We start from the raw sequence: 13,062 nt of genomic DNA, 5'->3' as shown, positions 1-13,062 counted from the left end.
GCTCTCCTGCCTAGAGGCACTCCTATGAAAACTAGGGTTTGCCTCTAAATAATGCAATAGAACATTATAGCATTTACACCCAAATATCAGAAGTGACATCACCCCCAGGATAACGCATCTCATGGGCGCGGGCGGGGCCGGCTGGTTCCTTACCGAAATCAACGTAGAAATTCTCGTTAATTTTCATCCCGCCTTTTTCGGTATCACAATCAATCTGCAATAAGTATGATCCAGTCTTGGCAAAATCCGGATAGAATTGGTTGTCCCAGGTACTCAACAAAGAATTGGTGACATAAAGCCGCTTGCCGTCAAGACTTAGTTGTAACATTTGCGGACCACCAGCCAATTTATGACCTTGAACTTCACCTGCTTTGCCTAGCAAACCACCACACCAAACTTGACCTGTGAGTTTCGGTTGGGAAGGATTGCTAATGTCATACTGGCGAATATCACCGTGCAACCAGTTGGAAAAATAGATAAAGCGATCGCACATTGAAATTAAGATATCAGTAATCAACGATGGCACAGGGATTGGCCAACCTTCCACTTCCACCGATGGAATATCAATAACTTTCTCGACTTCCCAACGTCCGTTAGATTTCTGCCAATGCCAAACATTACTGCTGAGGGCTGCACCAACAAACCCATGGGTACTATCGGGATTGTGATGAAAACGCACTTCTAGAGGAATTAATCCTTCTTCACCCAAATCAACACTTTGAATAATTTCGTGTTTTGACCAATCCCAAAAATGTAATTGATGCCCGTAGTTATCAGCTGCTACGTCGTTGAGGTCAAAGCCAGAATAATAAGTTTTAGGTGCGCCCCATTCGCTACTCACCATGACGTTATGACGCGGCTGATACCAAAAGTCATAGTTAAACCGCATAGCATCAGCTTGCTGTTCCCAGCGTCCAGCAATCTCAAAATTCTCATCCAGCAACAAAAAGCCACCCGGACCATTACCTTCGCTGTCGCCCAGCATGGAAATCATCACATGACCATCAGCCAAACAGTGTACCGTGTGCGGTGCTGTTAAATTTGTTTTCTCTTTAATTGCTTCCGGTTCAATAATTTTATATAGTTTCGGCGTGTGGGCATCTGCGGTATCAACAATATAAATCCGGCTAGAACGCAGCCCCGGAATTACTAAAAACCTGCGGAATTTACTAGTGTTACCGTGACAAGAGCTACACGCGTTCCAGCCAAAATGATGTAACTCATCACCAATGTAGGGCATAGGAAGGCGATGAATTACTTGGGAATAAGTCGGGGAATCAGGATCAACGTCCACAGTGGCAAGATAATCTGGAGCTTCAATACCCGTACCTGTATAAATAGCAATTGTATAAAGTATCTTTTCCCGTTCTGCCTTCATCGCCGCTTCTGGAGAAGCGTAGCCAGGGCCACAGCAAGCATGAGCCATAATTTTACACCTTCTACTTACAACCAAATTTGTAAATCTAACTGTTTAAAATACCTCAAACCAGAGACAATCTGTTCGCGACTACCCCAAAGTTCTAAATCAAACCAACCATCATTTTTAGTGTCGCTATCTAACATTGCTCCCGCTATGTTAACAGTTAAACCACAACAGATAACTAGCCCTGCAATGACTGGAAAAGAACGGTAGTTTGTGGGAATACAGACTTGGAACTTGGCACGAGTAGTCTGTCCTTGGGTTGTCTTCCCGTCGTCCACTTTTTGGGCATAATTGGGACATAAAATTTGTAAGTTTTCTATATTTTGTGGAGTAACAGTTTTGAGATGAAGCTGTTCAATTTTTATGCTCAATTCCCGCAGATAAGTAATACCCGCTTCTACTTGTTGAGGATTTCCTTGAATTTCCAGATTAAACCAAGCATCATTTTTACTCTCGATTTCAAAAGCAGCAGCGGCAATGTTGACAGTCCATCGGTAGCGAGAAATTAATCGGGAAAAAATCGGTTGACGATGGTATTTCTCAGGAACCCGAATTTGAATGCAACCTTGGGTGGGATTAACTGTTGTAGATACGTTCATCAGCTTCAATCCCCTGATTCATAGCAGTTTTACTGTAACTAATACCAGTCAAAATGTCTGTTTATAATCTCAACACCACCTTTGAAACTCTTACCTTCAAAACAAAGTACAGTATTTTGATGGCTTTATTGTAGATTAGCATAAACCCACTTTAATTTCAACACGAATAGCACACTTGCTAAGCGCTGAAATAAATTTTGCGCTTCTTTGTTAAAGTTAGCTTCTAGCTAACTAAGAGGTTATTTATAAAGTAGTACTCGACCACATAAGTTTTGAGGAGTTGCGAGGGGTTAGATCCCCGACTTTTTAAAAAAGTCGGGGATCTGGCCAACCTATCAAAATCAATGTGGTGAAATAGTAGTGGCGCGTAGGCTGGTAATTGGTAATGGAAAAAATCAATTACTAACTGACCAAGCATGATATAGTAAGCAGTTAGCCGAACTTGATATGAAACTTTATTTTTTTGCAAAGTTTGTAATTATTTTATAAATTATATTTAGTTAGAAAACTCTCTCTTTAATTTATATTCATAAAGATTTCATAAAATTATTTTGCTTCTAGCAAAATCTACGACTAATAAGCTTTTGTACAAGCAAAAAATAAATTTTAAATCTCCGAGAAATTTCTCTTGTTGAAACTATTCCAAAAAATATAAATTGTTGAATAGTTGTTGATCTATGTATCACAACATATTCTTTATAACTCTTACAAAATTTACTTTTGTAAGACTTTGGGTTGCGTATTTGAGGGTAAATTAAAATGGATTTTTAAGTTTATTTAACTCTTACCTCTTACCCTTTTGCCGTATAAATATAGTTATTAGCATGAGTAGTTAGTTTGTCAATAATTTAATTCTTGGCTTATAGCTCAAGTCGCCTAAAGACGACTGGAAAGCTTTTTATTCCACAAAGTGTTAGCCCATAAATTGATTTTTTGGCTATGATGCCAAGGATAAAATATTCCTGTAACTACTAACTACTAACGATAAATTTATTAATGCCTACATATATATCTCAACACTCTTTGTAACAAAAATATTTAGCCAAATGTGTCAATATTTTCGTAATTTACTAGGGCTACTTATAGTAGCTAGTTGTACTATGTTGGTTATTCCTTGTCAAGCTCAAAATCTCCAAGAATCTAATCAAGAAAATCTCAATCAATCTGATACAGCTACTAATATAAATATAAAATCTAACTTGGATAATAGTGATGGTTCTAGCAATAATCAACTAGAAGTGATTTCTGAGTCAACTAGCAATGAAGCGGCTACCACTAAAACTAATGCACGCATTCCTATATCTAGTAGAATCTTTGCTGCCCCTTTAATGAAACAATAGACTTCTTGCGAAAGTCGAATTTCCCCCCTCAATTCCTCCATGGCCGGGGGGAATAAATCTTACTCCTTCCCCGAAACGGGGAGGGTTGGGGAGGGGTTCTTTTTATTTTTGTAAGAGGTCTAATAATTTCAGAAGGCAATTAGTGGGTTTTGAATTCCCCACTAATTGTAGCTCCTAAATCTATTTTTCACCTTGTAGGCGCTATAAAAAAGTGTTAATTTCATATCCCCTTAATTAATTTACGGGGATTTTTCTGTTGTCTATTCCTATAGCTAGTTCCCCTTTAATTCAATTTTTCAATACATATTTGTTCGTAGCGTTTACCTGCGCTTTCCCAAGTGAATTCATTTTCTATCAATTGTCTACCGTTGGAAGATAATTCATCCCGTAGTTGTGAGTTACTAAATAGGTGGCTAATTGCGCTAATGTATTCAGCGGGATGATTTGCTCTGAGTGCGGTGAGTGGAACATTTGCGCCGTCTACAGCTAATCCTTCTAAACCGCGATCGCTTGCTACTACTGGTACACCAGCTGCCATTGCCTCTAAAGTTTTATTTTTAATCCCAAATCCTGTCCGCATCGGTACAACGCAGACAGTGGCTTTATGCAAGTACTCTATCATTGAAGGCACACGTCCAGTCACAGTAATTCCTGGTTTTGCTTGCAGTGCCAAAACTTCCGGTACAGGACGAGAACCAACAATATCAAAAGTTGTATCTGGATAACGTTGTTGAACTTTTGGTAAAACTTCGTTGCTAAAAAAGCAGACGGCATCAATATTTGCTAAATTATCCATCGCACCGATAAAAACTAAACGGTGTCCCCCTGGATCACTGGTGCGGTAAGGGAATGATTCTAGATCCACACCATTAGGAATTACGGTAATCTCAGCATTAGGATTGAACTGTTGTAGTTGAATTTTATCTTCTTGTGTAGTCGCGACAATTGCTGAAAATTTAGAGCAGTAGCGTTGTTCGTAACGTCGTAACAAAGGTAAGTTGATTCTATCTCGCCAAGGATTTTCAGAAATACCAATTTCTAGTTGATTGCGGCAGGTTCCATAAACAGAACTATGCACATTAACTATAGTTCTTATCTGTTTTTTAAAATGGGGTTTTATATAGATTTCATTGGCACTATGTTCGCAGGTAATAACATCACATTTTCCTGTCTGTACAAAATTATCAATCCACTCTTGCATTTCCGCAGAATAGCGGTTTAAGACACTCGGCGGAATCCCATCTTGCACAAAACTAGTAAATCGTTGGATTTTCTTTACTATGTTGCCACTAGTTCCCGAATCAGGGGGACGCTTGAAAACAACTAAATTGTTTACCCAATTTTGTAAGTCTGCAATTTCTGCATCTGTTACATCAGCTTCCTGTTGAGTTACAAGTGTAACAGCATGGCGTTGACTAAGATACTTGAGTAAGTTAAACGTTCGCACCTGGGTTCCTCCCCGCGTTGGCGGATAAGGAAAAGTGGAAGATAACATCAAAATGTTCATAAAGGAATTTAGTTGGGAATAATATTGATGAGGAAAGTGATGTATATAGAATGACCTGTTGGTATAGTTTATGCCATAACCTTGAACTCTATGTATTTGAACTGACTTGAAAGTAACCTCACCTCGTCCTATTGAACAAACCTCTCCTTGGAAAAAGGAGAGGAGTGAGGTTTTTCATCTGTGTTCCTGTACGCAGTTCATGACGACTACTTAATAACTTCAATATCAAGATAATTTATCAGTATGAAAAAAGTTGGTATTTATACTCTTGCCAATGATGCTTTTTATGACCAGTTGGTTGCATTATTAAATAGCATTGAAAGAAATATTAGTCCAGAAATCCCAGTTTGTATTATTCCCTATAATCAACAACTAGAGCTGATTGCAGAAGAAATTAAGTCTAGACCAAATGTCAGTCTTTTTGAGAATTGGGAATCAATTCAGCGTTGGGATGATTTTGTCAATCAAGTGTGGGATGCTCATCCGAGAACTCAAGAATCTCAGTTAACCCGTCCTGGCTGGTATAAAGGTTTTGTCCATAGAAAATTTGCTGCGTTTGATGGAGATTTTCAAAGATTCATATTTTATGACGCCGACAGCTTAGTAATGAAACCAATTGATGATGTCTTAATAAAACTAGACACTTACGATTTAGTCTTTGATGATTGGGAACATGCCAAGCCTGAAGCTGTTACAGATATTAATCTTGAACTTGCCCAAAGTGCAACTAATATTGCAAAAACTCAATTACGTTCTAGAATTCATTGCAATAGTTTTTTTGCTTCCCACCAGGGATTATTTGGAATTGATGAATTAAATAATTTAACGCACCGCCTGATTGAAAAAAGAGAAGTTGAATGGATAAATAAAAAATTTTGGTGGTCTAGTTCAGCTTTATTTAATTACATGACTATAGATAGTAAATACTCTATTTTTAACTATACTCTTAGCCCTAATGGTGAAGACAAAACAGGTAATTGTGCTAATGCAGATTTATTTGTAAATATTGACAATATCCTTTACAACCAAGAGGGATTAAAACCTATTCATCGGATTCACTATATGAGCTATCCTGCTAGTGATTTTGCTCGTTTGTGTCATGGTGAAGATGTTGATATTCGTTATCGCGAAGAATTTTTATATTATCGATTTTTCAAACAACCAGAGCGAAAACCACAGCAACTAAAACCGCCAACTGTGACAGCAAAGACTAATCAATTAATTAAAAGGGTGATGAAGAAAATTAAAAGAACTATTGCTTGATTTGGTGATTGGGAGATGATGGCTGAGCTAAAATTTTTTTTGATTAATCGAACACAGATGCACACAGATAAACACCGATGAAGTTGCTCTTTAGAATTTTTATCCTATAAAATAATATGCCAAAAATCAGTATTTGCATTCCAACTTTTAACCGAGTCAAGCTTTTACCTTGTGCTATAGATAGTGTGCTACAGCAGACTTATCAAGACTTAGAATTAATTATCTGTGACGATGGTTCTCGTGATGGCACACCCAAATTAATCTCGCGATACACTGATAGCCGAATTAGATATATTCGCCATTCGCAAAATATCGGTAAAAGCAACAATATGCGGTCTGGATTTGAGGCTGCTACAGGTAAATACTTTATCAAATTTGATGATGATGATAGATTAACATCAGATTTTTTAGCGCGTACCGCTAGCATTTTAGATCAACACCCTAGCATTGATTTTGTTAGTACTGACCATTGGATTATTGATACTGACAATATTAGAGATGAAGTCAAAACTCAGAAAAATTCTCGTCGCTGGGGTAGAGCAAATTTATCAGCCGGTGTTGTAGATAATTTATTAGAAGTAGTATTTGTTCAGCAAAGTTTTCAAATTGGTGCAACTTTATTTCGTCGCCAAACTTTGGAAGAGTTAGGGTTTATGCAACCTAATTGGCAAAACTGCGAGGACAATGATTTATTTGTGCGACTCGCTTTGGCTGGTAAAAAGGGTTATTATTTACCAGAACTATTGATGGAATATCGCGTACATGCAGAACAGCAAGGAATAAATCGTGCTATTCCTTATTTGCAGGATAAATTACGGTATTTAAGTAGTTATAAATTTGAGTCAGATAAGTTAGAGAAAGTTAGATTACAGCGTCTTGCGGAAACGCAGTTGTTGTTAGGTTTGCGGTTGATTGAAAAGGGAGAGGTACAAAAAGGTAGAGAGTTAGTTTTCGCGGGTAAGTCTTTTTCTGTTGCGAAAGCGTGGACTGGGTTAGGGTTATCTTTGTTGCCTGGAGGTGTCAGGGGGAAGGCGTTTGAGGTATTGCGACAGATGCGGGGGTAGTAAAGAAAGAATACAGCACTTTGCCTGATCGCATTAATTCTCGCTACGATGGAGTAGGTGTGTCAATTATTGCCATTCGAGCTAGAGTAGTGCTGATTCAGACACAGGTAAGATTATCCGCATGAACACTAATGAATTAAAGTTCTTACTAAAGCTGTTAGGATGTTCTAACTATCGAGCAAGCCTTAGTGGTAGCGTTTTCAAAACCTTCAAAGGTAAACACAAGATATGCCGAGATTTAGGCGATCGCAATCTAGTAGACTTTTCGCGTGAGATTGCCACAGTCAAGATTTTATCGCCTGGTCAAGCACTGCTGAAACTTGATCCAGCCGAATTACCGATTACAGATCAAGAACGTAAAGTTTTAGAGAAGCTAAGCAAAACTTCAGGCAAAATCATTCCTAGTAAGATTACTTCACTTAAAGCCGCAGAACGAGACACTACATTGAAAACTTTAAGCGATCGCGGATTAATTGAAGTTGAACTTAAAATCAAAAGAACGAAAGCTGAGGTTTGGCTGACTGAACGTGGAATTGAGTATTTGCGGGATGATTACAGTCCCAAAGGTGCTGCAAACATTAGCTTGGATCTGCTAAATAATTACGTGCGCTTTCTGCGGAAAACTCTGAGAGTTAAACCAGAACAAGTCTCTACTTCAGCAGTTCACAGCGCAGAGTCAGGTGTTGAGACGATTATCAATATCACTGATGAAGAAATTTTAGAAACTATTCGGAAATTAGATAAAGAGCTTGGTACTGATAGTTATTTGCCAATTTACCATTTGCGGCAAAAGTTGCAACCACCATTGTCACGGGATGAGTTGGATAAGGCGCTGTATCGGTTGCAAGCAAGCGACAAGATAGAACTAAGCACTCTGGTAGATCCGACACCTTATACTCCAGAGCAAATTGATGCTGGTATATCTCAAAATATCGGCGGTTCTATTTTCTTTATCACCACATATTAGATAGAAAAAAAATAAGCATTTTTTAACTAAAATCAGTTCGCAACCCTCACCTGACTTTAAGTATGACATCCATAGACGAAATCATTAAACGCGAGGTTAATCCCTTTGATTCAGTTTCTATAAAACCAATGCATTTTTGGTATGAAACTAAAAATTTTGCTGTCACAGTTGATTCCATTCATCAACAAGAAATTCTTGAACTTGAAGAATTGCTTAACTTAGTTGATACGGATCATATTAGTCGTTCTGTATTACTCATAGGTGATTCAGGTTCTGGGAAAACTCATCTGCTAAGTCGTCTGAAAAACAAATTTAACTCTAAAGCATTTTTTGTTCATATTATCTGTAATTGGGTAGAAAGTAACTACATCTGGCGTCATGTTTTGCGTAATACAGTTGATTGTTTAATGCAAGTCCCAGAAGGACAACAAGAATCACAGTTAATCTTGTGGCTCAAAAGCTTATCTGCTTTTACTAAAAAAAGTTTCAAAGAAAAATTTTTCAACGACAGTATTTGGAATTTATTGCAAAGCGACAGACAAAAATTTATCCAACATTTAAAACAAAATTACAAGCAAGCTGCTATTTATAATCCTGATATTTTCTTTGGTATACTACATGACCTTACAAACCCGGAATTATTTGATTTAGCTTGTGAATGGTTGAGAGGAAATGACCTGAGTGAAGAGTCTATGCAAACTTTAAAAGTAAAGTATTGTATAGACACAGAAGAGGCAGCTAAAAACGTCTTGTCAAATTTTGGGAAAATTTCTACTGAAACTCAGCCAATAGTCTTATGTTTGGATAACCCAGAAACTATGCCTAAGTTACCAGATGGTTGCTTAGATATACAACCTCTATTCGATGTAAATACAACTATTCACGGTGAATGTCTCAAAAACTTTTTAGTCATTATTAGTATTGTTACTAATACGTGGAATCGCCACATTCATAAAATTCAACAATCAGATAGAGCTGGAATTTATAAATCGATTAAACTAAAGCCAATTTCCTTAGAACAAGCAGAGGCTATTTGGGCTTATTTATTACATACTCTCCATGAAGCAGCAACTCCAAAGCCATCTTCTACCATCTTTCCATTAACTAGAAAAATGCTAGAAGATAACTTCCCCGGAGGCAAAACTCTGCCAAGGAATACAATTAATTTGGGAAAATTAGAGTATCAAAAATATAAGCTATCACTGCTAAAATCGCCACAAAGTAGTGATTCTATAACTGTCGTAATTAATCCACAATCAAATTCAACAGAATCTATTAAACCAATTGTTCAAATTAATATAAAAAAAACTGAAATTGAAGATACTACAATTATTGACATAACAGATAGAGAAAAATTAATAGCTGAATATCAAATTATCTGGCAAAAAGAATACAAAAAAATTCAAAACAAGATAGGTAAGATATCCCTTTTAGCATCATCTGAACTTATACAAATGATGCAAGAGGCTTTAGAGGCATTACAAGTACAATCGATTAAGCCAAAACTGATCAAAGGTACATACGCTAGTTATTCTTTAAGTTATCAAGCACCTGAAAAGCAAGACAGAATAGGAATAGTATGGACAGAAGATGCTAACATGAAAAGCTTTTTTAATATCATGAGTGCTTGTCAAAAAGCAATTCAAGAAAATATTTGTAAAAAATTATATTTAATTAGAATCAGCAGCGTAGGAAACGCAAAACTTGCTGGTTATAAAATCTATAATCAAATTTTCAAAGGAACCAATCATCATCACATTAAACCAAATCTTATATCAGTTCATTACTTAGCAACATACCATAGTTTAGTAAATTCTGCGAACGCTCAGGAATTGGTGCTTGGTGGTAAAGCTATTACTTTGCAGGAACTACAATCTTTAACTCGTGAAACTAAAATTTTAAATAAATGTGCTTTATTACAGGATTTAGGAATTATTCCTCAACAAGGTTCTGACAGTGATGATAGAAACGGCAAAAAAGATTTACGACCAGTTAAAGATTTTATGCTAAATCTAGTCAAAACTCAAAGCTATATGGGAGTAGCCACTTTAATTTCCCAGTCTGTTGCTCAGTTTCCGGAAGTCGAAGAAACTGATCTGCAACTATTGATGGAGTTATTATGTCAGGAACAAAAAGTAAAAATCATCAATCCTAAAGCTAATTTACAAGACCGATTAATTTGTTTTGTCAATAAATAAAGTATAATTAATGTTTAGCTAATGCAGTACCTGAAAGAACCTACTGAAATCAGGACGCAAATAGCAAAATTTGCCCTGGCTCAAATACTATGGTTAGATACAGAAGTTGCAGATTGGCAAACTTCTCAGCCAAAATTGTCATTAATTCAGGTACTAATAGAACCTAGAGATTTGACAGGAAAATTTGTTTATATTCTTGATGTGTTGCATCAGCCTGATTTGGTTCTATATTTTATTAACCAAATCATGATTAATCCCAAAATTGAAAAAATATTTCATAATGCTAGTTTTGATTTAAAGTATCTAGGTGGAAATTCCGCACAGAATGTTACTTGTACTCTGAAAATAGCAAGAAGGATTGGAAAAGATATTTTAAAAGTATCTAACTTGCAACTCAAAACTTTAGCTACTGAATTATGTCACTTTTGTGATGTCAACAAGGAAGAACAGGGAAGTGACTGGGGAAAGCGTCCTTTGACGGAAAAGCAGCTACATTATGCTGCAATGGACACAGTGTACTTGACTGCTGTGCATCAATATTTATTAAACATTTTAAATCATAATACTGTCAGTAATATTTTTGCTCATATGCCTAACACCTCAAAGCACTCAAAAGATGTATCTGAAAATCTATCTTTATCTGCTACTAAAGTTAGAGTTGCTTTTGAGTGTCCTCGCCTATTTTATTTACATCAGCATTTTGGCGGTAATAGCTTATTTATACCATCAGATAATAAACTTGGTATTGGTAATGCATTTCATTATTTAGCTAATGAATTCATGAATTTAGCTACTGATGAACCAAAATTTAAAGAATTATTTCAACTTGGTGCATCCCAATTAAAGATAGAGGAAATAGCCTCTACCATGCAGCAGCTTTTTTACCAACTCAAATTTTCTGCTTATTTAGAAAAAGCTGTTGCTAAAGATGTCAACCAAGCACAGCCACTCCTACAAGTTTGGCAAGGATTACAAGGACTAATCAAACGCTTCGCAGAAATACTTGTAGTCAATCGTCGCTATTGTAGTGCAGAAAAGCTGATCAGTAACACTTTTATCTCAGAAGCACGTAAGCTTGAACATTATTTTGATCTACCTCATGGAAGCAAACAAAAAGTAGTAGGAGAATTTGATTGCTTAGTTTTCAACTTTGAACTCAAGCGCCTTTGTGTAGTTGAATTCAAAACCTATCAGCCTGTAGATCCGTCAGCACAATTAGCGCAAGTTGCACTCTATAGTTACATGCTGTGGAAAAAAAAGAAAGTATCTGTAGATTCAGCAGTATATTGTGTTTTGCCAGAGTTTAAAGAGTATAAATATACCTGGGAAGAACTAGAAAATACAGTTCATAGACTGATTCCTTATAAGTTACAACAAATGCGCCAATGGTTGATTTGGGAACCACCTCATCCCAATCCGCCACCACCGACAACTCAGCCTCACCTGTGTGAAATTTGTCCTCAAAAACAAAAATGTCAAACCTATTTTGTTTCACCAGATATCTCTTCTACAGAGAATAGCCAGGAATCTGTTAATGCTGATGCTATTGGTGAAAATTTGGTTGCAACTCTGCAATCTTTTAAAATCAAGGTTGATTACCAAGGTGCGGCTGTTGGTTCAGCTTTTATTCGTGTGAAGCTGAAACCTCATCTAGGCGTAAGCGTTAACTCGATTTTGCGGTTATCTAAAGACTTACAAGTGCAGTTAGGGTTGGCAGATCCTCCCTTCATTGCACCTCAAGCTGGTTATGTCAGTGTTGATTTACCTCGTTCAGATAGACAAGTTGCGAGGTTTGAAGATTATATAAAATCACAAGTTTTACCCGCCACAGCACCAGTGAAAATTGCCATTGGGGTAAATTTGGAAGGAGAGTTAGTAGAGGCTGATTTATCTGATCCGAATACTTGTCATTTTTTGGTTGGGGGTACGACAGGAAGTGGTAAGAGTGAGTTTTTACGATCGCTTCTCCTCAGTCTCATTATTCGTCATTCACCCAAGCACCTAAAAATTGCTCTTGTTGATCCGAAGCGAGTGACGTTTCCTGAGTTTGAGGAAATGCAGTGGTTGTATGCGCCTGTTGTCAAAGAAAGCGATCGCGCTATTGAACTAATGGATGAATTGGTAACAGAAATGGAATCGCGTTACCAACAGTTTGAACAAGCCGGGTGTGCTGATCTAACTACATACAATCAAACTTCTCGCCAGCCTTTACCTCGAATTGTCTGTATTTTTGATGAATACGCCGATTTTATGGCAGAAAAAGAAATCCGCACAGCACTAGAACTAAATATTAAACGATTGGGTGCAAAAGCAAGAGCAGCTGGAATTCATCTGATTATTGCTACTCAACGTCCCGAAGCTAAAATAGTCACTCCCATAATACGCTCAAATTTACCAGGGAGAGTAGCCTTACGTACTGCCAGTGAAGCAGATTCAAAAATTATTCTGGGAGGTACAGAAACAACAGCCGCATATCTATTAGGAAAAGGTGATTTACTTTACCAAAATGCTGCTAAACTACAACGCCTACAAAGTTTATTTGCTAGTAATATTCAAATTCCTTCTACATAAACCAAACACACCCCTCGCTGGTATAATGCAGACTGCTCAACCAACAAATAATTTTTGCAAGTCGGAAAATCTTAAAATAACCGAAAGTTTTCACCCAACGACAAAACGTTTACGCTACTTAGATCGGAAT

At 37.0% G+C, this 13,062-nt stretch carries 9 protein-coding genes; 6 read left to right on the top strand and 3 right to left on the bottom strand.

Features of this window, described 5'->3' with window-relative positions; genetic code table 11:
- Positions 1 to 73 precede the first annotated feature (73 nt).
- Positions 74 to 1,426 (bottom strand): selenium-binding family protein, encoded by a 1,353-nt coding sequence (locus UYI_RS0105990; protein ID WP_016865765.1) that lies wholly within the window; start codon positions 1,424 to 1,426, stop codon positions 74 to 76.
- Between the two features lie 17 nt (positions 1,427 to 1,443).
- Positions 1,444 to 2,022: an NIL domain-containing protein gene (locus tag UYI_RS0105985; RefSeq protein WP_016865764.1), complete on the bottom strand. Its 579-nt coding sequence runs from the start codon at positions 2,020 to 2,022 to the stop codon at positions 1,444 to 1,446.
- Positions 2,023 to 3,068: 1,046 nt separating this feature from the next.
- On the opposite strand from UYI_RS0105985, the gene UYI_RS0105980 reads away from it, so the two are divergent.
- Entirely contained in the window at positions 3,069 to 3,362 is a 294-nt protein-coding gene (locus UYI_RS0105980) for a hypothetical protein (RefSeq protein ID WP_035138172.1), read from the top strand.
- Between the two features lie 283 nt (positions 3,363 to 3,645).
- On the opposite strand, the gene UYI_RS0105975 is transcribed toward UYI_RS0105980, so the two are convergent.
- Positions 3,646 to 4,869, bottom strand: a complete 1,224-nt coding sequence (locus UYI_RS0105975; protein ID WP_016865762.1) for a glycosyltransferase family 4 protein — start codon at positions 4,867 to 4,869, stop codon at positions 3,646 to 3,648.
- A 243-nt stretch (positions 4,870 to 5,112) separates the two neighbouring features.
- Between UYI_RS0105975 and UYI_RS0105970 the strand changes: the two genes are divergently transcribed.
- From UYI_RS0105970 to UYI_RS0105950, 5 genes are all read left to right on the top strand, one after another.
- Positions 5,113 to 6,132, top strand: coding sequence for an Npun_R2821/Npun_R2822 family protein (locus UYI_RS0105970; RefSeq protein WP_016865761.1), 1,020 nt, complete (start codon positions 5,113 to 5,115; stop codon positions 6,130 to 6,132).
- Between the two features lie 116 nt (positions 6,133 to 6,248).
- On the top strand, positions 6,249 to 7,196 hold the full coding sequence (locus UYI_RS0105965; protein ID WP_016865760.1) for a glycosyltransferase family 2 protein: 948 nt from the start codon (positions 6,249 to 6,251) through the stop codon (positions 7,194 to 7,196).
- Positions 7,197 to 7,317: 121 nt separating this feature from the next.
- Positions 7,318 to 8,163, top strand: a complete 846-nt coding sequence (locus UYI_RS0105960; RefSeq protein ID WP_016865759.1) for a hypothetical protein — start codon at positions 7,318 to 7,320, stop codon at positions 8,161 to 8,163.
- Positions 8,164 to 8,225: 62 nt separating this feature from the next.
- Positions 8,226 to 10,361, top strand: a complete 2,136-nt coding sequence (locus UYI_RS0105955) for a hypothetical protein (RefSeq protein WP_016865758.1) — start codon at positions 8,226 to 8,228, stop codon at positions 10,359 to 10,361.
- A 21-nt stretch (positions 10,362 to 10,382) separates the two neighbouring features.
- The gene (locus UYI_RS0105950; RefSeq protein WP_016865757.1) at positions 10,383 to 12,932 is read left to right on the top strand and encodes a DNA translocase FtsK; all 2,550 of its coding nucleotides are present in this window, start codon (positions 10,383 to 10,385) and stop codon (positions 12,930 to 12,932) included.
- The last annotated feature ends 130 nt before the right edge of the window (positions 12,933 to 13,062 follow it).

It is taken from the genome of Fischerella muscicola PCC 7414 (assembly GCF_000317205.1).
GTDB lineage: Bacteria > Cyanobacteriota > Cyanobacteriia > Cyanobacteriales > Nostocaceae > Fischerella > Fischerella muscicola.
This window is presented reverse-complemented; position numbering and strand designations above follow the sequence as displayed.

Bases quoted from the DNA above. Each gene is read 5' to 3' on its own strand.
- UYI_RS0105990 (WP_016865765.1), bottom strand. From the start codon at position 1,426: ATGGCTCATGCTTGCTGTGGCCCTGGCTACGCTTCTCCAGAAGCGGCG.
- UYI_RS0105985 (WP_016865764.1), bottom strand. From the start codon at position 2,022: ATGAACGTATCTACAACAGTTAATCCCACCCAAGGTTGCATTCAAATT.
- UYI_RS0105980 (WP_035138172.1), top strand. From the start codon at position 3,069: ATGTGTCAATATTTTCGTAATTTACTAGGGCTACTTATAGTAGCTAGT.
- UYI_RS0105975 (WP_016865762.1), bottom strand. From the start codon at position 4,869: ATGAACATTTTGATGTTATCTTCCACTTTTCCTTATCCGCCAACGCGG.
- UYI_RS0105970 (WP_016865761.1), top strand. From the start codon at position 5,113: ATGAAAAAAGTTGGTATTTATACTCTTGCCAATGATGCTTTTTATGAC.
- UYI_RS0105965 (WP_016865760.1), top strand. From the start codon at position 6,249: ATGCCAAAAATCAGTATTTGCATTCCAACTTTTAACCGAGTCAAGCTT.
- UYI_RS0105960 (WP_016865759.1), top strand. From the start codon at position 7,318: ATGAACACTAATGAATTAAAGTTCTTACTAAAGCTGTTAGGATGTTCT.
- UYI_RS0105955 (WP_016865758.1), top strand. From the start codon at position 8,226: ATGACATCCATAGACGAAATCATTAAACGCGAGGTTAATCCCTTTGAT.
- UYI_RS0105950 (WP_016865757.1), top strand. From the start codon at position 10,383: ATGCAGTACCTGAAAGAACCTACTGAAATCAGGACGCAAATAGCAAAA.